At 62.4% G+C, this 21,455-nt stretch carries 17 protein-coding genes and 1 pseudogene; 13 read left to right on the top strand and 5 right to left on the bottom strand.

Annotated elements, in window-relative coordinates; translation table 11 throughout:
- The first annotated feature begins 103 nt into the window (after positions 1-103).
- The 6 genes from pheS to GUY30_RS10640 all read left to right on the top strand — a co-directional run bounded on the left by pheS (position 104) and on the right by GUY30_RS10640 (position 9,574).
- The gene (gene pheS / locus GUY30_RS10665; RefSeq protein ID WP_167197192.1) at positions 104-1,147 is read left to right on the top strand and encodes a phenylalanine--tRNA ligase subunit alpha; all 1,044 of its coding nucleotides are present in this window, start codon (positions 104-106) and stop codon (positions 1,145-1,147) included.
- Between the two features lies 1 nt (position 1,148).
- A complete protein-coding gene (gene pheT, locus GUY30_RS10660) occupies positions 1,149-3,728 on the top strand; it encodes a phenylalanine--tRNA ligase subunit beta (protein WP_167197189.1) in 2,580 nt (859 codons plus the stop codon).
- 145 nt (positions 3,729-3,873) lie between these two features.
- Positions 3,874-4,752 carry an SDR family NAD(P)-dependent oxidoreductase gene (locus GUY30_RS10655; protein ID WP_167197186.1) on the top strand — a complete coding sequence of 293 codons (879 nt, stop codon included), beginning with the start codon at positions 3,874-3,876 and terminating at the stop codon, positions 4,750-4,752.
- Positions 4,753-5,004: 252 nt separating this feature from the next.
- Complete coding sequence (locus tag GUY30_RS10650) at positions 5,005-5,946, top strand: YybS family protein (protein ID WP_228281252.1); 942 nt, start codon at positions 5,005-5,007, stop codon at positions 5,944-5,946.
- 350 nt (positions 5,947-6,296) lie between these two features.
- Positions 6,297-8,723, top strand: a complete 2,427-nt coding sequence (gene pabB / locus GUY30_RS10645) for an aminodeoxychorismate synthase component I (RefSeq protein WP_167197183.1) — start codon at positions 6,297-6,299, stop codon at positions 8,721-8,723.
- Positions 8,720-9,574, top strand: a complete 855-nt coding sequence (locus tag GUY30_RS10640) for an aminotransferase class IV (RefSeq protein ID WP_167197180.1) — start codon at positions 8,720-8,722, stop codon at positions 9,572-9,574. The genes pabB and GUY30_RS10640 overlap by 4 nt, the downstream gene beginning before the upstream one ends.
- On the opposite strand, the pseudogene GUY30_RS10635 reads toward GUY30_RS10640, so the two are convergent.
- Together GUY30_RS10635 and GUY30_RS10630 are read right to left on the bottom strand one after the other, a co-directional pair.
- Positions 9,472-10,284: pseudogene (locus GUY30_RS10635) on the bottom strand (ISL3 family transposase); the annotation flags it as partial. The gene GUY30_RS10640 and the pseudogene GUY30_RS10635 overlap by 103 nt on opposite strands.
- Positions 10,285-10,551: 267 nt before the next feature.
- Positions 10,552-10,863: a putative quinol monooxygenase gene (locus GUY30_RS10630; protein ID WP_167197177.1), complete on the bottom strand. Its 312-nt coding sequence runs from the start codon at positions 10,861-10,863 to the stop codon at positions 10,552-10,554.
- Between the two features lie 107 nt (positions 10,864-10,970).
- Here GUY30_RS10630 and GUY30_RS10625 point away from each other — a divergent pair, with 107 nt between their 5' ends.
- Positions 10,971-11,912, top strand: coding sequence for a GlxA family transcriptional regulator (locus GUY30_RS10625; RefSeq protein ID WP_062244175.1), 942 nt, complete (start codon positions 10,971-10,973; stop codon positions 11,910-11,912).
- A 237-nt stretch (positions 11,913-12,149) separates the two neighbouring features.
- On the opposite strand, the gene GUY30_RS10620 is transcribed toward GUY30_RS10625, so the two are convergent.
- Positions 12,150-12,965 carry an aspartate/glutamate racemase family protein gene (locus GUY30_RS10620; protein ID WP_266096025.1) on the bottom strand — a complete coding sequence of 272 codons (816 nt, stop codon included), beginning with the start codon at positions 12,963-12,965 and terminating at the stop codon, positions 12,150-12,152.
- Positions 12,966-13,102: 137 nt separating this feature from the next.
- Here GUY30_RS10620 and GUY30_RS10615 point away from each other — a divergent pair, with 137 nt between their 5' ends.
- From GUY30_RS10615 to dctP, 5 genes are all read left to right on the top strand, one after another.
- On the top strand, positions 13,103-14,062 hold the full coding sequence (locus tag GUY30_RS10615) for a LysR family transcriptional regulator (RefSeq protein ID WP_167197174.1): 960 nt from the start codon (positions 13,103-13,105) through the stop codon (positions 14,060-14,062).
- A 313-nt stretch (positions 14,063-14,375) separates the two neighbouring features.
- Positions 14,376-14,843: a hypothetical protein gene (locus tag GUY30_RS10610; protein WP_167197171.1), complete on the top strand. Its 468-nt coding sequence runs from the start codon at positions 14,376-14,378 to the stop codon at positions 14,841-14,843.
- 163 nt (positions 14,844-15,006) lie between these two features.
- Positions 15,007-15,495: a TRAP transporter small permease gene (locus tag GUY30_RS10605; RefSeq protein ID WP_228281251.1), complete on the top strand. Its 489-nt coding sequence runs from the start codon at positions 15,007-15,009 to the stop codon at positions 15,493-15,495.
- Entirely contained in the window at positions 15,492-17,099 is a 1,608-nt protein-coding gene (locus GUY30_RS10600; protein ID WP_167197165.1) for a TRAP transporter large permease, read from the top strand. The genes GUY30_RS10605 and GUY30_RS10600 overlap by 4 nt, the downstream gene beginning before the upstream one ends.
- Positions 17,100-17,240: 141 nt before the next feature.
- Positions 17,241-18,518: a TRAP transporter substrate-binding protein DctP gene (gene dctP, locus GUY30_RS10595; RefSeq protein ID WP_167197162.1), complete on the top strand. Its 1,278-nt coding sequence runs from the start codon at positions 17,241-17,243 to the stop codon at positions 18,516-18,518.
- 102 nt (positions 18,519-18,620) lie between these two features.
- Here dctP and GUY30_RS10590 read toward each other — a convergent pair whose 3' ends face one another.
- Together GUY30_RS10590 and GUY30_RS10585 are read right to left on the bottom strand one after the other, a co-directional pair.
- Positions 18,621-19,046, bottom strand: a complete 426-nt coding sequence (locus GUY30_RS10590) for a type II toxin-antitoxin system VapC family toxin (protein ID WP_167197159.1) — start codon at positions 19,044-19,046, stop codon at positions 18,621-18,623.
- The gene (locus GUY30_RS10585; RefSeq protein WP_167197156.1) at positions 19,043-19,270 is read right to left on the bottom strand and encodes a FitA-like ribbon-helix-helix domain-containing protein; all 228 of its coding nucleotides are present in this window, start codon (positions 19,268-19,270) and stop codon (positions 19,043-19,045) included. Before GUY30_RS10585 ends, GUY30_RS10590 begins: the two co-directional genes overlap by 4 nt.
- A 152-nt stretch (positions 19,271-19,422) precedes the next feature.
- Here GUY30_RS10585 and GUY30_RS10580 point away from each other — a divergent pair, with 152 nt between their 5' ends.
- Positions 19,423-21,438: an ABC1 kinase family protein gene (locus GUY30_RS10580; protein ID WP_167197153.1), complete on the top strand. Its 2,016-nt coding sequence runs from the start codon at positions 19,423-19,425 to the stop codon at positions 21,436-21,438.
- Positions 21,439-21,455: the final 17 nt, after the last annotated feature.

Here is a 21,455-nt window from a genome sequence, read left to right as displayed (position 1 = left end):
CCAGCGGACCAGACCAGGGCCCTGCCGGGGGAGACGATAGACTGGCTGACGAAGAAAAACGACGTCCCCTCAGCTGCGGGCAAGTACGGACAAAAGGACATTGATGACAGACCAACTCGACCCCTTGGACGAGTCGGCCGTGAAGCAGGCCGTCGACGCGGCACTCAAGGCTTTCGCGGATGCGACGACTCTCGACGAGCTCAAGCAGGCGAAGATCGACCACACCGGCGACAAAGCCCCGCTGGCGCTCGCCAACCGAGCCATCGGCTCACTCGACAAGGCCGATAAGGCCGCCGCCGGCAAGATCGTCGGCAAGTCCAGGGGACAGGTCAAGCAGGCCCACGACGCACGCCTTAACGAACTCGAAGCCGAACGCGATGCGGCCGTGCTCATCGAAGAGGCCATCGACGTCACCCTGCCCACCGATCGTCGCCGCCTCGGCGCTCGCCACCCGCTGAGCCTCATCCAGGAACAGGCAGCGGACTACTTCGTCGGCCTCGGCTGGGAGGTCGCCGAAGGCCCCGAGATCGAATCCGAGTGGCTGAACTTCGATGCGCTCAACTTCGGACCCGACCATCCGGCCCGCCAGATGCAGGACACGTTCTTCGTCGACCCACCCGAGGCCGGCCTCGTCCTGCGCACCCACACCTCACCGGTGCAGTCGCGTTCCCTGCTGCAACGAGGTGTGCCGCTGTACGTCGTGTGCCCCGGCAAGACCTTCCGCACCGATGAGCTCGATGCCACGCACACCCCGGTGTTCCACCAGATCGAAGGCATCGCCATCGACAAGGGCCTGACCATGGCCAACCTGCAGGGCACCCTCGACGGCTTCGCCCGCGAGATGTTCGGGCCTGAGTCGAAGACCCGTCTGCGCCCGAGCTTCTTTCCGTTCACCGAACCCAGCGCGGAGATGGACTTCTGGTTCCCCAACAAGGTCGGCGGACCCGGCTGGATCGAGTGGGGCGGCTGCGGCATGGTCCACCCCAATGTGCTGCGCGCCGCCGGCATCGACCCCGAGGTCTACCAGGGCTTCGCGTTCGGCATGGGCATCGAACGCACCCTGATGCTGCGCGAGGGAATCAACGATATGCACGACATGGTCGAAGGCGATGTGCGCTTCTCGGCCCGTTTCGGAATGAAGGCTTGATATGCGCGTCCCACTGAACTGGCTGGCCGACTATGTCGATCTCCCAGCCGAGACCGATCCCCATGCCCTCGCCGCCGGATTCGCGTCCATCGGACTCGAGGAAGAGGACTTCTTCGGTCCCGAGATCACCGGGCCCCTCGTCGTCGGCCGCGTGCTCGAACTCGTCAAAGAAGAGCACTCGAACGGCAAGACCGTCAACTGGTGCCGCGTCGACGTCGGCCCCGAACACAACGAGGATCTCGACGATCCGAAGGACCCGCAGCCCGGCGAGGAGCGCCCGAGCCGCGGCATCATCTGCGGTGCGCACAACTTCGTGCCTGGCGACCTCATCGTCGCCTGCCTGCCCGGAGCCGTCCTGCCCGGTGACTTCAAGATCGCCGCCCGGAAGACCTACGGTCACAAGTCCGATGGCATGATCTGCTCGGCCAAGGAGCTCGGACTCGGCGAGGATCACTCCGGCATCATCGTTTTGTCGGATCTTGGGCTGACCGGTGAGCCCGGCGATGACGCGATCGCGCTGCTCGGCCTCGACCAGGTCACCCTCGACGTCAACGTCACCCCCGACCGCGGCTACCAGCTGTCGATGCGCGGCATCGGACGCGAATATGCGCAGATGAAGGGTCAGACTTTCACCGACATCGGATCCGCCGAGGTGGCTCCCACCAATGCGGCCACCGACGACGGATTCCCGGTATCGGTCGAGGACAACAACCCCATCAACGAGGTGGCCGGCTGTGACCAGTTCACCGCCCTTCAGGTCACCGGCCTGAACCCTGCCGCCAAGACCCCGTTCTGGATGCAGCGTCGCCTGCAGCAGGCGGGGATGCGTCCGATCAGCCTGACCGTCGACGTGACGAACTACGTCATGCTCGAACTCGGACAGCCGCTGCACGCCTACGACACCGCGCTGCTCGGCGACGAGATCGTCGTCCGCCGCGCCACCGCCGGTGAGAAGTTCACGACCCTCGATGATGTCGAGCGCAAGCTTGACCCCGAGGATCTGCTCATCACCGACCGCGGTGCAGACAGCCAGGGTGGGAAGGTCATCGGCCTGGCCGGAGTCATGGGCGGAGCCGATGTCGAGGTTCATGCTGGGACCACCGACATCGTCATCGAGGCCGCTCACTTCGACCCGATCTCGATTGCTCGCACCTCGCGTCGCCACAAGCTGTCCTCGGAGGCCTCGCGTCGCTTCGAACGTGGAGTCGACCCGAGGCTCGGGCCTGTGGCCGCGCGTCGGTGCGCGGATCTGCTCGTCGAACTCGGCGGCGGAACGCTCAGCCCCGCCACCACACAGGTAGGGCAGGCTCCTGAGCCGACGGTGCTCGACTTCAAGGTCGCTCGTGTCGCCTCGCTGGTCGGTGTCGATTACACCGTCGCCGAGGTGACTGCCCTGCTCGAGGGCATCGGCGCGACCGTGTCGGCCAAGGACGATGAGACGGTGTCGGTGACCGTGCCCAGCTGGCGCACGGACATCACCGACGACGTCGACCTCATCGAGGAAGTCGCTCGCACCGGCGGCTACGACCGCATCCCGTCCGTCCAGCCCGCCGCTCGGGCCGGCAACGGACTGACGGTGGCGCAGAAGACGCGTCGCCGGATCTCTAACCTGTTGGCTGCCGACGGGTTTACCGAGGTGCTGTCCTACCCGTTCACGAACGACAAACGGGACGATCAGCTGCGGCTCGAGGCCGATGATGTGCGTCGCAAGCACGTGCGCCTGGCCAACCCGATGTCCGAAGACCTGCCGCTCATGCGCACCAACCTGCTCTCGACTCTCGTCGACCTCGTGGTTCGCAACCAGGGCCGTGGAGCGAAGGACGTTGCGCTCTTCGAGGCGGGACTGGTGTCCACCTCGGCGGGTCTGCCTGAGGGTCCCGGACCGCGTCACCTGCCGGGATACCACCCGAGCGATGACGAGCTCGAGGCGATCTACGCCTCGGTGCCGGCCCAGCCCTACCACTATGCGGGCATCATCGCCGGCAATGTGGAGCTGCCCGGCGTCTGGGGCAAGGGGCGCAAGGCCGAGGCCGCCGACGTCATCGACACCGTCCGCCGTATCGCTGCGGTCAACGGCCTCGAGATCACCGTCGAGGCCGACCAGATCGCCCCGTGGCATCCGGGCCGTGCGGCGAAGTTTGTCCTCGCCGATGGGCAGACTCTTGGCCACGCCGGTGAGCTGCACCCGAAGGTGTGCGAGAACCTTGGCCTGCCGGCACGGACCGTCGGATTCGAGATCGATCTTGACGCATTACTGGCTCAAGAGGATCTGCGTGCCTGGGACGGTGCGCTGTCGACCTACCCGGTGTCGCGTCAGGATGTCGCCCTCATCGTCGATGCCGAACTGCCGACGCAGACTCTGGCGGCGACGTTGCGCGAAGGTGCGGGGGAGGAGCTCGAACTGCTCGAGACTTTCGACCTCTACACCGGCGACCAGTTGCCCGAGGGCAAGAAGTCGCTGGCGTTCCGCCTGACGTTCCGTGCCCCGGATCGCACGCTCAAGGCCGATGAGGCCTCGGCGATGCGCGAGGCGGCGACGAAGTTGGCTGCCGAGCGTCACGGCGCTGAAGTCCGCAGCTGAGAACAGTGCGTCACAGAGCCCGGTCGACCGTTACAGTGGTTCGACCGGGTTCTGTTGTATTCGCTCCGAGCATCGCGGCAGAGCGCACCCAGACAGTAAGCACCACCGACCACCTGTACCCCCATCGCTCACGAGGAGATCTGACATGACCGAGAAGCTGCCTTACGGAACGAACCTGCCTGCCGGCGATTCTGCAACAGAAGCGACTGCGGTCCCATCAGAGACGATCGCCCTCATCACCGGCGGTGCCCGCGGAATCGGACGCCACCTCTCGGAGGCGTTCGCAAAGGCCGGCTACGACGTGATCGTGACGGCCACCTCGGCGGAAAAGGCAGAGTCTGCTGCTGATGAGATCGCTGAGGCGACCGGGGGAACGGTGACCGGTGTCGGTCTGCGCACCGATGACGTCACCGCGGTGAAACAGCTGCGTGACTCTGTCGCTGAACTCGAGAAATCGACGGGGAAGCGTCTGCAGGTGCTCATCAATAATGCCGGGCGCATCGAGTCGACCGAGGGGTCACTGTGGGACGCGGATCCGGAGAGCCTCAAGGGCGTCGTCGACGCGAATGTGCTCGGCGTCGCGCTCATGGTCAACGTCTTTGCACCGGTGCTGATGGCGGGCGCTGAGGCGACCGGACGTCCCAGCCGGATCATTGACCTCAACTCGGGGTCGGGAGCGCACGGGACTCCCGCGTATGCCGTGTACTCGGCGTCGAAGGCAGCACTGTTCCGTATTGCTGATTCCGTCGTTCACTTCGGACATGACAAGGGGCTACGCATCTTCGAGATGGCCCCCGGCGTCGTCGAGACGACCATGACGAAGTCGATGCCTGTCCACGATTTCCGTCAGGGCGACGACTGGACCTCACCCGAGCAGGTCACGGATCTCGCCTTGGCTCTGGCGTCGGGAACGCTGGATGCGTTCACCGGGCGGTATGTCCGCGCCGGTGCGGATACGGAGGAATCGCTGCTCGCCGAGGCGGCCGAGCTCGCAGACAAGACCCGACGATTGGTGCTTGGCTGAGGAATTGCCGTTCCAAACCGGTAAGGATCGGTTGCGGCAGAAAAGCCACCACAGTAGAAACTCACGCCTTCGCGTTAGCTTAAATCACGAGTACATGCACCGCGTGCAAAATTATGGAAGTTTTGCTGTCTTGCCTGTAGTGCGTTTGTAACGTTTGCATAACCATCGGAGTAGTGGTATGCGATTTGGTATTTACCGCCGCGGGCGTCGCCTATTCTAGTTCTAGTTTCAACCTTCTAGTGTCGAGGTGACATGAGCCAGAACCCATCCCCAGAAAACCGGCCGGAGCAGCACAGCGTTCCTGCGCAGCAGCCACCCCAGTACGCCCAGCCGTCGGGCGCTGCATTTGAGCCTGCCTACCCACATCAGGGTGGAACCTACGCCTATGGCAATGGTAGTGGTCAGGGTCCCGCGACCGACCAGACCAGGCGAAAGCGCGGCAAGAATGTGATGGGCATCATCGCTTTTGTTCTTGCGTTGATCGGTTTCATCTTTGCCTGTATTCCAGGCGCGCTCATTGTCGGATGGATCCTCCTTCCGATTGCTTTCTTGCTTTCGATCATTTCCTTCTTTTTGAAAGGCAAGAAGGGATTCTCTATTGCTGCTCTGATCATTTCGGTGGTTGGAACTATTGTCGGAATCCTCGTGTTCTTTTTTGTAGTGGCATCATCGTTCGACGAAGCATTCAGCGATGATGTCTCCGCCGAAGCGCCTGCGCAGGAAGCTGACAACGCGGTAGTCGAAGAAGGAGATGACTCGGCCGAAGAAGGCACTAGGGAAAACCCCTATGCAATCGGCACCAAGATCAGCTCCGATGAGTGGGATATGACGATCACCGATGTGACGCTGGACGCCACTGACGAGGTTCTCGCTGCTGACGAGTTCAATGAGAAGCCGGAGTCGGGGAACCAGTACATGGTGATCGACGTCAAGTTGACTTATCAGGGCGACGAGCCGGGCGGGTCAATGCCGATGTCGACCGTTGAATACGTATCGGCAGGTGGAAACACCTTCGACGGTCTCGACGACCTGGTGATAGCGCCGAATGCGCTAGACGAGGCCGAGACGCTTTACAAAGGCGCGTCCACGGAGGGGTCCATCGCTATCAAGATACCGAGCGAGGACGCTGAGTCAGGCGTGCTCGCAGTGAGCCCTGACATGTTTGCCGACAAGGTATTCGTCAAAGTCAAGTAGTTCAACACGCGTCGACTAGACCACATTTTGCCCGACGCGCAATCCAATAGGGATCGGTGCCGCACAAGTGCGGCACCGATCCCTATTGAATGTTTAGCAGTATTACGAAAAATCAGATGGGCATGTTGTTCGGCAGGCTCGGTGCCTGGTCGAGCATGCAACGCTCGAATTGACCCGTTATCGTCCGTACTCAGAGAATGACTTAAGCGATTTGCGCCTCGGGGCTGGGAACCAGAACGCTGGTCGAAATCGATTAACCAGACTGAGGTCAATATTCGCATCGATTGTTCGAGCCTGAGTCCAATTTTGAGTTGTCGCAATGGCGATCAGTTTCTGTCGAGGAGGCCCTTGTGGTTCGTACGTTGCTCATCGACAATGCGGATTCGTTCACGCTCAATCTCTTCCACCTCCTCGCCGAGGTGAACGAGTGCGGTCCGACGCTTGTGCCCAATGACTGGGCTGAGTTCGAGATGAGCGTGCTCGACGAATTCGACAATGTTGTCATCTCGCCTGGGCCAGGAACACCAGAAAGATCGGCAGACTTTGGCATCTGCGCCGAGGTGATCGAACATTCCCCGATCCCGGTGCTCGGCGTGTGTCTCGGTCATCAGGGGATCGCTCATGTGCACGGGGGAGCCGTGGTGCACTCTCCGGAGCCTAGACACGGTCGGGTCTCGGCGATCCGGCATACCGAGACCGAGCTGTTCGCCGGGATCCCCTCGCCGTTTTCGGCGGTGCGGTACCACTCCCTCGCAGTGACCGACTTGCCCGATTGTTTGGAGGCAACAGCGTGGTCCGAAGACGGAGTCATCCAAGCGCTCCGGCATCGGTCCAGGCCACAATGGGGAGTCCAGTTCCATCCGGAATCGATCGCGTCCGATCAGGCTCGGACCCTGCTGCGGAAATTCGCCGAGCTTTCTGTGGCATGGAACCGGGGGACTGAGCATCAGGATGACGGTTCGGTCAATGAGGCGTGGGATGGCGAGGAGATTGTCTCGAAATCTGACCTCCTTGCAGGGACGTGCGCAGCGCTCAATCGGTCCGAAGCGACTCCCCACCCTGCTGACGATCGGCACCACTACATTCTCGACACCGATGTTCTCCCTCAGACATTCACTGACGAACGTCTCTTCGCCGAGCTCTTCGGTGACGAATCTGAGGCCGTTTGGCTCGACGGGAATTTACCTGGCAATGACTCGTCCCGGTTCTCGATCATGGGTGCGCCGTCCGGTCCGCTGAGCAGAGTAGCGACTGGCTCTGTGCCGGAAGGGGTAGTCGAAGTGCGTTCGGCCGGTGACGAGTCAGAGAATGTGACTGAGTCGTCCGGATTCTTTGACTGGCTCGAAGCCGAACTCGCAAGCGCGACCGTTGCGGTGACCGGCGAAAGAACAGAAGCGCAAGGCATCAAATCCACTTTTCCCGGCTTGAGCGCCTTAAGCCACGATCTGCCATTCGATTTCCGCCTTGGGTGGGTCGGTTATCTCGGCTACGAGCTCAAGGCCGAGGTCGGCTCGCCGAACCAGCGCGAATCCGACCTGCCTGACGCCGTCATGATGTTCCTCGATCGCGCACTGGTCATCGACCACGTCACCAAGAGCATTCACCTTCTGGCACTGCGTCATGACGACGACCCGACTGGCCACGCAGCTAATCAGGACTGGCTCGACTACACACGCACACGGATCGCGTCGATCTCAACTGACAAAGTCAGCGACGATGGCCAAAGGCGGGCCACCTCGTCGAAGGCAGACACCTCAACCCCAGCGGAACGTCGCAATCCAATCCTCGAGGCACGCCACAGCCAGCAAGAATACCTCGACCTCATCGATCAAGTGCAAGAGAAGATCACCGATGGCGAGACCTACGAAGTCTGCCTGACGAACATGCTCGAATGCGCCGTCGATCCGCATGCGTCACCACTGGAGATGTACCTGCGGCTGCGTGAGGACAATCCGACGCCGTTTGGGGCGTTCATCCGCACGCGAGAGGCGGTGATTCTCAGCACCTCACCTGAGCGGTTTCTGCGGATTGGCGCAGACGGCCGGGTGGAGTCGAAGCCGATCAAGGGTACTCGGCCCAGGGGAGCGAACCAGGCAGAGGACGAGGCGATCAAGGCTGAGCTGGCCGCCTCGGTGAAGGATCGGTCGGAAAATCTCATGATCGTCGATCTCGTCCGGCACGACCTCGGGCGCACGGCCGAGCTGGGATCGGTGCAGGTGGACACGTTGTTCGGGATCGAGTCGTATGCGACGGTGCATCAGATGGTCTCGACGGTCAGTTCACGCTTGGCCGAGGATGCTAGCCCGGTGGCGTGTGTGCGGGCGGCGTTCCCACCAGGGTCGATGACTGGGGCGCCGAAGCTTCGGACGATGACGACCATCGAAGAGCTCGAGGCCGGCCCGCGCGGGGTGTACAGCGGAGCAGTCGGGTATTTCTCGCTCGGCGGTGCCGTCGATCTCAGCGTCGTCATCCGCACGCTCGTCGTTCAGGGTGAGACTCTGAGTTACGGGGTCGGCGGAGCGATCGTTGCGCTCTCGGATTCCGAGGAGGAGTACGAGGAGACAGTGGCGAAGGCGGCTCCGGTGCTGAGGTTGCTCGGTGGAGTGGAGTTCCCCGGCGAGGTTGTCGTTCATGCGAACGACCCGTCCGAACTGAGGACACATATCCATTCGACTGAGCAGATAGGCGATGTTGACGTCCACACCATGATCCCCGCCGAGGAGGCCGGACCGACCGATACCGCTGTGGCCGAATACTCGGGTGGAGTTGAGCGATGAACGTGTGGCTGTGGAATCAACAGGATCACCGTTTCGAGGAGCCTACGACGGACATCAGCTCATCGAAGCTGATGGCCGCCGATTCGTGGCTTGTTGAAGACGGGCGGGTACGAGCGTTCGACCTCCATCGGACACGGTTCGGTGATGCTGCTGCGCAGGTGGGGATGGGTGATGCGATCACCGACGATTTTTGGGCGGCAGTGGTCGAGAAGATCCCGGCGAAGGGGGAGTGGTTCCCGCGCGCAGATGTCCTCGACGTTTCTCCTGACGCCAAACGTGAGTTGGCATTCCGGTTGCGACCAGCACCGACTCGGACGCAGGAGTTGAAGGTTCTCATCCCGCCATATTCCGACCCGCGAATCACTCCGAATCGGAAAGGCCCGGACATCGCATTGCTTGAGCGTGTGCGGGAGGACTCCGGTGAGCAGTACAGCTGTGACGAGGTATTGCTTATCAATGGGGACGGGTACGTCATCGAGGGAGCGACGACGAGCCTGCTGTGGTGGGATGAAGAGACGCTCTGTGCACAGGACCCGGAGTTAGGCGCACTGCCGGGAGTCACCTCGGCGGTGATCCTCGAGGAGGCTCGCGCTCGGTCGGTTCCGATCGAGTTGCGGCGAGTGCGGCCCGAGGAGCTTATCGAGCACGAAGCATGGCTCGTCAACGCGCTCCACGGGATTCGGCGAGTGAGCGAACTCGTTGATGGGCGTGACCTTCACGACAGCGTGCAGCGCGGCGAAGAGCCGAATCAGATTTGGGCTAGGCATAGAGGCGGGCCCCATGCGGATGCGGTCCGGCTCGGCCGTTGGCGTGAATGGTTGGAAACGATTAGGGTCGCTCCGGGCTTGTGAAGGCTCCGGGCGATGTAGTTGGTCAGGTTGCGGAACCCGAGTGCGGAGCCGCGCAGGTGTTCGAGCCGTCCGTTGACCGCCTCGGTCGGCCCGTTGCTGGTGCCGGGTCGTTCGAAGTAGGCGAGCACGTCAGCGGCTCGCTTCTTCAGGGGCCGGTCCAGGGTGTTGAGGTCGGTGAGCACCTTGGGGACGCCGGCGCTGAGGTCGGTGATCAGCTTCTCCATGAGCTCGCGGCCACGTTGCCGGTCCTCGTGGCGATAGGCGGCGATCATGCGCTGGTAGACACCCCAGGTCGCCTCGACCTCGACGTAAGCGTCATCAACGAACAGCGCGCGTAGCCTGTCGCTCTGCTTGTCGGTGAGCAGGTCCGTGCCGGTGTGCAGCGTGCGCCGCGACTTGTAGAGCGTGTCGTCCCTGATCCCACGGTGCCCGTGGATCGCGAGTTGGACCCGGCGACGGCACCTGTCGAGGGCGTCACCGGCCTGGCGCACGACGTGGAAGGGATCCATCACCGTGACCGCGTCCGGGATCTCCTCTGCAGCGGCGGTCTTGAACCCGGTGAAGCCGTCCATCGCGACCACCTCGACCGCGTCACGGAAAGCGTCGTCGCGGTCGGCGAGCTAGGTCTTGAACGCCGCCTTCGACCGGCCCTCGACCATGTCCAGCAGCCTTGCTGGGCCGGCGCCATCGCGGACCGGGGTGATTCCGACAGGCGGCTCCGGCGAACAGCCCCTGCCCTGCGGAAACGCAGGGCAGGGGCTGTTCGGTTCTGGTGGTCGAGCGATGCGCTGGCCTCACGGCTCTGCCCGACACCGACGTCGCTCTCCTCTGCGACGGACCCCTCGCCGGCTGAGCGCTCGCGGTCGCCATCCTGTCCGTGTGCCGATAGGCCTCGCACCGCTCGGCAACGCAGCATGGCGTTGGGTCGCGACCTGGCGACGGCTCGGCGGGGCGCGATCGTCTCGTGCGTTGGCGGACTACGGGAGCTTGGACGCGAGGACGTCGGCCGCCAGGATCTCGGGTGCTGCGCTGAGGAGGTGCTGGTTGGCCATCAGGGCTGCGACGATGGGGCCGTTGGCGTGGGCGTCGCGAGCGGCCTCGTCGGGGAATGCATCGAAGATCCAGAAGGTGTCGGCGTGGGTCCTGACCGCGAACCAGACAATCGTTCCTACTTCTTCGTTGGCGAGTGCGACAGCGCCGGCGAGCAGATCGGCGACCGCGTCGTGCTGTCCATCGGCCGCGACGATCTTGGCGACGAAGGCATACGGAAGTGATGCGGGTGTTGACATGAGGGACTCTCCTTGAAGTTGTGATTCTTCGTGTGACGAGTTCAGCGTATGACGAGCGAGGGCCGGTGGGTAGTGGCGTATACGGCAGTATTGCTATTGTTTACGTCATGCGTATCGGACTGATCGCGATCGACGGCTGCTTCGGTTCGGCTATCGCGTCGATCATCGACATCGTGCGGGTGGCCGACGGAGCCCGCGGCGATGTCGACCCGCGGATCGACCCGATCGAACTCGCCATCCTCGGACCGAAACGGCGAGTGACCACGACGGCATCGATGACCCTGTCGGTGGACCACCCGCTGTCGGAGTCCGCAGAGTTCGACGTGGTCGTCGTCCCTGCGCTTGGAACCCTTACGGCCGCCGCTACCAACGACGCCCTCCAGAGCCGAGATGCTCGTTCGGTCATCGCCTCGCTCGGGCGCCTCGACGAGGCGACCACCCGGATCGCCGCGGCGTGCACCGGCGTGTTCGCTGTCGCCGAGACCGGACGGATGCATCATCGGCGGGCGACGACCAGCTGGTTCCTGGGGCCGGAGTTCCTGAAGCGCTATCCGACCGTCGCCCTCGATCTCGACACCATGGTCGTGGTCGACGGGAACCTCGTCACCGCCGGCGCCGCGTTCGCCCACATCGACCTCGCGCTCTCACTCGTGCGATCGATCAGCCCCGACCTGGCCCAACACGTCGCCAAGCTCCTCATCATCGACGAGCGCCCGTCGCAGGCGGCCTTCGTCGCCTACGAACATCTCCGGCACGAGGACCCGATCGTCGTCGAGTTCGAACGCTTCGTGCGCGCCCGCCTGGACGAACCGTTCAACGTCGCCTTCGTCGCGCAGTCGCTCGGCACCAGCCGGCGCACCCTCGAACGACGAGTCCGTGCGGCGCTCAACCTCACTCCGCTCGGCTTCGTCCAACGGCTTCGCATCGAACGAGCTCGGCACCTCTCAGCAACCACGGACCTCACCTCCGCCGAGATCGCGCTACGGGTCGGCTACGCGAACGCCGAGACTCTGCGCTCCCTCCTGCGTAGGGAGCGACGCCGTTCCTGACCTGCGCCATGCCTGTAGCCGGTGTGCTAGTGCTCGACTGGAACCACCTCTCAGCACGTCGCGTAGCCGCTCCTGCGTCGCCCCTGGACGACCCACTCGACACGCCCGCAGCACAGGCCATGTGACGTGTCCCGGCTTCCCGGACGGTCGGGGTTGGGTGGCTTTGATGTCGCTGCGTTCTCGTCGAGAGGATCAGCAGGCCCGATCAGAGTCGATTGGGATAAGACGCGAAGGCGGTCAGGTCAGGGCGGCCGAAGCCGGCCGGCGGGGTAGCGTCGGACACTCCATTTGAAGGCGCACCGTACTTGACCGGATGCGTTTTGGCTCGTGGCGATTACCGTTCCGATCGTCGCAGTCTCCGATGTTCAATGCCGAATGGTTACAGGCTCGTCCGCCATTATCCACTCGACGATTGCGGCAACATGAGCATCGACCGAGTCGAGGGCCGGTAGGGGGAGCGGTCTCCGGTGGGACTAGCAGGCCGATCTCCGTGCACGACAGGGCCACAGCGTCAGCGCCACGAGCCTTGAGGTCGTTCATGATTTCGACGTAGCGGGATCGGGAGGCATCGGTGAACTTCCCTTGGGTGAGTTCATCCCAGATGATCTGATCGACCTCGAGGCACGTTGCCTCATCCGGTACCAGAGTCTTGATGCCCTGTGCTTCGAGCCGGCCTGTGTAGAAGTCTTCGAGCATCGTCCATCGGGTGCCCAGAACCGCCAGCGTCGAAAAGCCCTGGCGCTTCGCCCTAGTCGCGATCGAATCGACCATGTGAATGAGAGGCACATCGACTGAGGCCTCGATCGCCGGGGCGCACTTATGCATGAGATTGGTGGCAATCGCGACAGCTTCGGCGCCGCCATCGACTAAACGCTGCGCCGTCGCCGTCAGGGATGCATCATTACCTGCCCAATCGTTGGCCTCCTGCAGCTCCCGGATGTCCGCGAAGTCGCACGAGTCGAGGAGGATCTGCGCGGAATGATGACCGCCGAGCTTTTTGGCCACGGCATCGTTGATCTTCGTGTAGTACTCGATGCTCGAATGCCAGCTCATTCCACCCAGCAGACCGATCCTGCGCATACTCCCACTCCTCAAATCAGCACTTAAGTCACGACGATTACTTCCAGTGTGGTGCGCATCATCCACCTCCGGTAGACCCAGTTCCCTCTGCGCTGACATAAGCTGGACTTATGTCTACTGTCTTCGAACAGGCTCTCGACCTCGGCGAGCCCAAACGCCTCCTGATCTTCGGCGCCATCGCCGAATCCGGCAGCATCGGTGCCGCAGCCCGCGAACTCGGCTGGTCCCAACCAGCACTGTCCCAACACATGAATGCGCTCGAGAAAGACCTCGACGTCACCCTCTTCGATCGCACCCCACGCGGCATTCGGCTTACCACTGCCGGCCAACTCGCTCGCATCCGCGCCAACGAGGTGGCCGCCTCGGTGACGGGATTGCGCAGTGACCTTGCGAAAGCCTTCGGCCTCGGCGGACGCAATGTCCGGCTCGCCGGATTCCCCAGCTTCGTCATCGGCCCATTGGCCGCAGCACTCGGCAGGCTGGAAGCAAACGCGGGCACACAGGCTGACTCACCGCTTCACCACTCCTACGAAGTCTCCGAGGCCGAACCGCCCGAAGCACTGCGGATGCTCGACGACGGTGCCATCGATATCGCTTTCCTCTTTCATCACGAAGACGAAGCCCCGCCTGAGCTGGCCGGACATATGACTGTCGACCTCAGCGCAGACCACCTCGACCTGCTCGTACCCGAACGCTGGAACCGAGCCGGACAGATCCAACACCTCAACGATGTTGCCGAACTGCCGTGGATCATGGGATGCGTGCGGTGCCGATCCACCGCCGAACGCCTCTGCCGCACCGCCGGCTTCGAACCCCGAACCCGGCACATCACCGACAACCCCGGCGCCATCCAATCCCTGGTCTCCAACGGGCTCGGCGTCGCCCTGCTGCCCCGCAGCGCCCGCCGATACTCCCAGGTCACCGGAATCGACCCGATCGCCCTAGAAGAAGCCGGCGCCCGTCGCGTCACCGCGATGATCCCCGACGGACTCACCACCGCCGCCGAGGTGGTTGACCTCCTCGACGCACTCCGGGCCGGTGAGGTCAGTCAAGATGCGCGCGCTGCCTAGCGACCTGTGTGAGAGTAGCCTGGGTGAAGAAAGTACCCGTTCCCGCTGATGGTGAGGATATCTAGTGCGACTGATAGCGCTTTCCTCCGTTTGATTGATTAGGACCACCGTCTTGCCGAGACCCGAGTCACGCAGCTACAAAAGACATTCGGTTGAATCGTGTCACCGTACCGATAGAAGAAGAAGCAGTGTTCAGTCTCGGGCGAGCTTGCGTGAATGGTGGAGGATAGATCTGTGGGCAGGGGTGCAGACTATTTGGCAGTATCGAAAGGCGCGGTTCGTAAAGGCACTTGGGCAAGGATTGACGCTTAGTTTGCTCCTCTTGTTCGCGGCATTGCTCCCTTTTGTTCCTGATCCAGCTGATTTCGCAATTATTGGAACCTTGAGGTACATGCAAGCCGGATTCATGATTGCGTCGACTTACATTGTTGTATCGGTGATCATCCTCAGCTGCACGAAAGTCTTTCGACTGACTCATCATGACCGACGAAACATCACGCTTTGGCTGAAGGGGGCACGAAATATTGCAGTCGGAGGAGGCATCGCGGTGCTTGCCTCCGCAATGGCCTTCGTTCCGGAAGACCAGTCTCGCATCTTCGTCGCATGGATTGTGTTGTCGCTGTTCTTGTACCTTTGGGGGTATCTGTTCTTAAGCGGTGCGTTTTCGCCCAAGGATCTCCAACCGGTGACTGACGTTGAATTGCTCGACGCTGCCGTTGCCTTCTCTGGTGACGCTGAGAAGAGCTCCAATTGCAGTCCGAATGCGGACATTGTTGAGTAATTGTATGTCCAGGATGAATCTTTTTCAGCGAGGACTAATTGAGTGATCGTGATATTCAAACCCCAAAAGTTTCTTGCTGCACAATCCATAATCATCATGGATGGCTCGACTATCGAGGAGTATTTCGTCGTGCTGCATAGGGAAAGACGGTGATGCGCTTCTGATGTTCACGAAGGTCCTCGACAGGTGGCTGACGGTCACCACGGCTACGGCGATCATCGTGATGATGTCCCACATCGTCACCCACGCCTTGGCCAGGTCGCTCTTCCACGCCCCGCTCTACGGCACCAACGAGATCGTCGAATACTGGTACCTGCCGATCGTTGCGCTGCTCGGCATTCCCGCCGCGCAGCTGCAGAAGGAACACATCACCGTGACCATGGCCATCGAGCGGGCCAAGCCTGCCACCGCCGTAGTGTTCACGGTGTTCGCCTGCATCCTCGGTGCGCTTGTCTCGATCGCCTTCGCCTGGTTCGGACTGATGAAAGCCCTGGAGAACACAGCGATCGGATCAACCGCCGACGTCTCCGCCGTCATCACGTGGCCCGTGTACTACCTCGTCCCGGTCGTGTTCGTCCTCCTTGCCGTCCTCTACATCCTCGACGTCGTCGCGATGTTCCGCCGCCGCGCCGAGGCAGAGGAGGGGCAGTGAACGCGAACACCGACCTCAAGGGCGCACCCCTGCCGCCAGAAGACTCCAACACAGCGAGCATCACCGGCGCCACCACCCAGAAACCCACCACGGCACTCTTCCCGAACGGCTCCCGCCGCGAACGGCCCGGCACACTCGCCGTGACCATCGGGTTCGGCCTCGTCGCCGTCTGCCTCATCGGCCTCTTCACCAGCCCCTCCGCTGCCATCGGAGGAGCCTGGTGCATCGGGATGATGCTCGTCCTCCTCTTCCTCTCCGTCCCGGTGGCCATCTCGCTGTCGGTGCCGTCGATCATCGGCGTCTACGCTGTGTCCGGCATCCCGGCGACGATGAACATCCTGTCCACCGCCCCATTCAGCGCCGTCTCTGACTGGTCGATGAGCGTGCTCCCCATGTTCATCTTCATGGGCATGCTGCTCACCCAATCTGGACTCTCCGGCAAGGTCTACCGCGTCGCCGACCACTGGTTCTCCTGGCTGCCCGGCGGCATCGGCATCGGCACCACCTTTGCCGGGGCAGGACTGTCTGCGGTCACCGGCTCGACCATCGGCATGACTTACGCTCTCGGCCGGGCAGGCATCCCCGAAATGCTCAAAGCCGGCTACGACCGCCGCATGGCCGTCGGCACGATCATGGTCTCTGGCATGACCGGCAACCTCATCCCACCCTCGATCCTCATGGTCGTCTACGCCGGCATCGCCTCCGTCCCCGTCGGCCCCGCGCTCATGGCAGGAGCCGTCCCCGGAATCCTGCTCGCCGTGTGCTTCGCCGCCTTCATCTTCGCCATCGGCGTCATCGCACCGAAGCTCGTCGGCCGCGGCCACAACGCCCAGAACCCAGCGAACACCACGGACAGCCCAGGCAACACCACCCGCCCCACGACCACCTGGCGCGACCGCCTCACCTCCCTGACCGGCGTCTGGGGCTTCGCGATCATCCTCGTCGTGCTCTTCGGCGGCATGTTCTCCGGCCTCTTCACCCCCACCGAGGCAGGAGCCGCCGCCGCACTCTGCTCACTCCTCCTCTGCCTCTGGGAGAAGCGAGGGGAACAACCGTGGCGGAAGATCGCGGATTCGGCCATGGATACGGTGGCGGCCACCTCGGCGATCTTTTTCATCATGATCGGCGCGACCATGCTCACCAGCCTGCTCGCCATAACCGGACTCGCCCCCATCCTCACCGGCCTCATCACTGACCTCGGGCTCTCGCGGATCGGATTCCTGCTCGTCCTCATCGTCCTCTACATCGTCATGGGCATGTTCTTCGACACCCTGTCGATGATGCTGCTGACCATCCCGATCCTCCTGCCCACCCTCGAGGCGATGGGCGTGAGCCCGCTGTGGTTCGGGGTCTTCGTCGTCCTCCTCGGCGAGTTCGCCATGGTCACCCCGCCGGTCGGCATCATCCCCTACATCGTCCACTCGATCGCGAAGAACTCCGAGGTCAACCTCGGTGTCACGGTCACGCTCCGCGATATCTTCGTCTCCCTGCTGTGGTTCCTGCCCGTCGTCGTGGTCTTCCTCATCCTCATGGTTGCCGTGCCCGGAATGACCGAATGGCTGCCCGCCCTTATCAGCCGCACCAGCGGTGGAATGTCTGGGTGAACCTCGCCGAGGTGGCCGTGCCCATCAGTGCCATGTGTCGTCTGTGTGGCTGCCGCAGGGTGTGAGTGGACTCATGGTTAGGGTGACCTCATCCAGGCATATGATTGGAGGGAATTCTCAGCTCTCGTTCAAAGGAGTCCCATGAAGCGCATCCGCACGGCAGCACGCCCCGCCAAGGCCATCGCGGCGGTCGCATCGCTGGCACTGTTGGCCGGATGCGCCGGATCCGTCGGCGGCGACGGCTCCGGTTCGGGTGACTCCGCGGGGGAGGGCTTCGCTTATGACGCCTCGCAGGACGAGATCGATGAGGCTCTGGCCGACCTTGATCCGGTGACGATCAAGTTCCAGCCGTCGGCGATGTCGGAGAAATCGATCCTCGCGCCGAATGGACTCGACGTGAAGAAGGCCATCGAGAAGCGCTCGGGTGGAAAGATCACCGCCGACATCGTGTGGGGTCAGGCGATCGCCAGCTACGCCGACGTCGATGACGCACTGGCCGATGGCCGCGTCGACCTTGCTTTCACTCTGCCGTCGTACACCCCGGCCGAGTACCCGGCCTTCGACGCGATCGGCACGGCCATGTCGACGTTGCCGTCCTCGCCGGTGGCCAGTGATCTGGCGGCGAACGCGGCCGGTGTGCAGGCAGCATGGGAGACGCCCGAGGTGCTTGAGGAGTTCGAGAAGAAGAACCTCGTTCCGCTCATTCCGATGCTCGCCGCGGGCGGGTACTCGACGATGTGCTCGAAGCCGATGACCTCGCTTGATGATTGGAAAGGCAAGCAGGTGCGCGTCGGTTCAGCCGCGGCGGGCAAGCAAGTGACCGATCTGGGTGCAACCCCGGTGTCGCTGTCGTTCCCGGAGACCTATGAGGCACTGCAGCGCGGAACCGTTGACTGCGATCTCGGACAGCTGGCACCGAACGTCGAGGCCGGCACCTTCGAGGTGGCTCCGAACATCGGTGTCGCCTCGGACGCGGGGATTGCCCGGTCGGCTGGCGCGATCACGGCCGGCAAGAAGTACTCGGAACTGCCCGTGGCCTACCAGCAGGTTATCTTCGACTCGATGTCGACGACGTTCGCCACGATGATGGAGGTCGTCATCGGAGCGAAGGCACAGGCCGTCGAGCAGGCGAAGGACAACGACGGTTCGGTCAAGCCCTTCGACGATGACGTGCAGAAGCAGATGGCGAAGTACGCGAAGGAACTGTCGGACAAGACCGCTGAGAAGGCTTCGGTTCCGGATGCACCCAAGACTCTGGGCGATGCTGGAACCGAGTGGGCGAAGTCCGTGTCCGACCTCGCCTACGATGACAAGGGCGACTTCGCCTCACTCGACGAGTGGTACCCGGAGGACGCTAACTACGACAAGCTCGGCGACGAGCTCTTCGAAAAGGTCATGGCCGAGCACCGGCCGGAGTAGTACCGTAGCGGGCTAGGCCCGAACTTAAAAAGGCCCTGTTGAACGGATGGCGAATAGTCCACCGTTCAACAGGGCTTTTGTGTTGTGCGAACAAGGCTGGGATCAGCTGGAATAGCCCGACCACGGATTTACTAATTGCACTCCGTCCAGCGCTTCGAAATGCTTAGTGTTGCGGGTAGCGACAGTCATGTGGTGAGCAACCGCGATCGAAGCAATGAGGGCGTCGTCGAGCGGTGCACGATCAGGTACGCGGAACGAGCCCAGCGCACGGGCGGCGGTCAGGTCGAAGGGGAGAACGCGTCCCGCAAAACCGGGGAGCAACATGTCCTCGAACCACATTCGCAAAATCTTGCCTTGCTGTGAGTCCGTGCGTTCCTTCGCCGCTACACCACGCTCGATCTCGGAAATACTCAAGGCTGATACAAACTGGGCTTGAGCGGGCACCGAACTCGACCAGGCTTCGACCTCCGGATTTCGTCCTCGTACTCGCAGAGCTGAAACGACGTTCGTGTCAAGAAGGAAGTTCATAGCTCTGCGCTACGTGCCTTCAGGCCAAGGCGCTTAGGCTCGAACTCGACCTGAGTATCGGTGCTCATCGAGATGAGGCCGACAAAAGTCGGCTCCTCGGCCGCAATGCCTACGGCAAGAGCTTCCCTGGCTTCTGCCTCGATGCTTGAGTTATGAGCAGCTGCTCGTCTGCGCAATATGGCTTTGGTGCCCTCGGGCAGATTGCGAATGAGAATCTGTTCCACGGCCCCTCCTTTGATATCACTACAATGATATCGCTGTCGGTGCGTGATCGGAAGAGAGCTATTCCGATCCACCGCAAACTCTCAATCGAACCTACTCCCTAATCAACTAGGCTGGTGATCGCGTAGGACAAAGTCGACGGAAGGGCTGACGGGTGACGATCCTCTACACCAGCGGACTGGGCGTCCTCAGCGCGCTCATCGTCGGATTCCTCGTTCGGCGGATGATGCTCACCGGCACCGGAGCCGCCCGCAACACCATCGTCTCCCTCATCATGGGCCTCTCCATCTGGCCCATCACCCTCCAGGCCTACAAACTCCTCGGCATCTCCGAATCCGACCAATACCCGAACCTGTCGATGAGCTTCCCCGCCATCATGGTCTTCCTGCTGCTCTTCGCCTGGTTCATCGTCATCCAGATGTTCGTCCTGCTGGCGATCGAACTCATCATGCCCTCGGGCACCCTGAGCTCACTGATCCGCAACGCACCGAAGATCCCCACCTGGTACCGCCGCGTCAACCGCCTGGCCCAGATCCAGTCGATCCTCATCAAATTCGGCCTCTCCCGCTACCTCCGACCGCGAATTCCCACCCTGCGCGTTTCTCTCCGAGAGATCGCAGCCACTACCCGTGACGCCCTGGCCGCCTCGGGGGTCACGTTCATCAAACTCGGCCAGTTCATCGCCACGCGCGGTGACATGATCCCGCACGAATTCGTCGAGGAGTTCTCAACCCTCCAAGCCGGGGTCAAGCCCGTTCCCTTCGCCGAAGTGAAGGACCAGCTTGAAGCCCGATGGGGCCGCCCCGTCGCCGAGGTGTTCGCCGAGTTCGATGAGAAACCCTTCGCCGGTGCCTCCGTCGGTCAGGTCCACCGCGCCGTGACCTGGGAAGGTCGCGTGGTCGCGGTCAAGGTGCAACGGCCGAAGATCCGCAAACAGGTCCGAGCCGACTGCGATATCGTCCTCACCCTGGCCGACCGTCTCGATCGCACCACCGACTGGGCGAAGAAGATCGGCATCGCGAAGCTCGCCCGCAGCTTCGTCGATTCTCTGCAGGGCGAGCTCGACTACCGCGGCGAGCTCGCCCACATCGAAGCCCTCCGCCTCGCCGACGAGACCGGCCGGTCGACGACGCAGACCGATTCTGTTGTCCATATCCCGCACGTGTATAAGGAGCTCTCCGGCGAGTTCGTCATCGTCATGGATCTCGTTGAGGGCTCCCCTCTGTCCCACGGCGCCGAGGTGGTCGACGACCTCTCCGAGATCGCGCGCAGAGAGATCGCCCAGGACCTCTTCCTCATGGTCGTGCGCCAAGTGCTAGGGAAGGGAATCTTCCACGCCGACCTCCACCCCGGAAACATCGTCGTCTCGAGCGCAGGCCGCGCCGGCCTCGTCGACTTCGGCGCCGTTGGGCGCATCGACAAACGCGACCGCAGAGCGATCGCCCTGCTGCTGATGGCCTTCGACTCTCAGAACTCGCAAGCAGCGACAGCTGCGATTCTTGAGCTGCTTGGCACTCCGAGTGAGGTGAATTTGCGAGAGCTGCAGCGTGAGATCGGGCAAATCATGCTCAAATACGGCGACGGTGCGCCGGGCTCGACGTCGGCGGCACTGTTCGGTGAGCTCATCGACTTCGTTGTCGACTTCGGTTTCCCGATGCCGGCCTCAGTGGCGACAGCTTTCCGTGCTATCAGCACCCTCGAAGGATCGATCACTCGTTTGGTGCCGGAGCTCAACCTGCTGGCGCTGGTCACGCAGAACGGGAAGATGCTGCTGCGTGAGGTCGGGGGACTGGGAGTCGACCGACACGAGATGGCGCTCTACGCGGCAGCGACGGCACCACAGATCGCTGAGTTGCCTGGGCAGATCTCGCGAATTGCCGGTCACTTGCAGGACGGCACGCTCGACGTCGGTACGAGCGGACTGAATATCGCGACGATCAAGAACCTCCTTGTCTCCACCGTCGAACAGTTCATCCAGGTGATCGTGTCGACTGCACTCATCCTCGGCGGAGTGATCCTTATGGCTGCAGATTTCGGGCCGGCATTGGCACCAGAGCTCAAACTCTTCACCTACTTCGGCGCCTGGATGTTACTTGCTGGTAGTGTGATTGCAGCGTTGGTTCTTGCACCAGCGCTCAGGCAGAGGATGACGTGGGAAGGGCTCGGGTAGACCAAGTGACGGAGCCA

It is taken from the genome of Brevibacterium pigmentatum, from assembly GCF_011617465.1.
Taxonomy (GTDB): Bacteria; Actinomycetota; Actinomycetes; order Actinomycetales; family Brevibacteriaceae; genus Brevibacterium; species Brevibacterium pigmentatum.
This window is presented reverse-complemented; position numbering and strand designations above follow the sequence as displayed.

Excerpts from the sequence above, each read along its gene's own strand:
- pheS (WP_167197192.1), top strand. The coding sequence starts at position 104 with ATGACAGACCAACTCGACCCCTTGGACGAGTCGGCCGTGAAGCAGGCC.
- pheT (WP_167197189.1), top strand. The coding sequence starts at position 1,149 with ATGCGCGTCCCACTGAACTGGCTGGCCGACTATGTCGATCTCCCAGCC.
- GUY30_RS10655 (WP_167197186.1), top strand. The coding sequence starts at position 3,874 with ATGACCGAGAAGCTGCCTTACGGAACGAACCTGCCTGCCGGCGATTCT.
- GUY30_RS10650 (WP_228281252.1), top strand. The coding sequence starts at position 5,005 with ATGAGCCAGAACCCATCCCCAGAAAACCGGCCGGAGCAGCACAGCGTT.
- GUY30_RS10640 (WP_167197180.1), top strand. The coding sequence starts at position 8,720 with ATGAACGTGTGGCTGTGGAATCAACAGGATCACCGTTTCGAGGAGCCT.
- GUY30_RS10630 (WP_167197177.1), bottom strand. The coding sequence starts at position 10,863 with ATGTCAACACCCGCATCACTTCCGTATGCCTTCGTCGCCAAGATCGTC.
- GUY30_RS10625 (WP_062244175.1), top strand. The coding sequence starts at position 10,971 with ATGCGTATCGGACTGATCGCGATCGACGGCTGCTTCGGTTCGGCTATC.
- GUY30_RS10620 (WP_266096025.1), bottom strand. The coding sequence starts at position 12,965 with ATGAGCTGGCATTCGAGCATCGAGTACTACACGAAGATCAACGATGCC.
- GUY30_RS10615 (WP_167197174.1), top strand. The coding sequence starts at position 13,103 with ATGTCTACTGTCTTCGAACAGGCTCTCGACCTCGGCGAGCCCAAACGC.
- GUY30_RS10605 (WP_228281251.1), top strand. The coding sequence starts at position 15,007 with ATGTTCACGAAGGTCCTCGACAGGTGGCTGACGGTCACCACGGCTACG.
- dctP (WP_167197162.1), top strand. The coding sequence starts at position 17,241 with ATGAAGCGCATCCGCACGGCAGCACGCCCCGCCAAGGCCATCGCGGCG.
- GUY30_RS10590 (WP_167197159.1), bottom strand. The coding sequence starts at position 19,046 with ATGAACTTCCTTCTTGACACGAACGTCGTTTCAGCTCTGCGAGTACGA.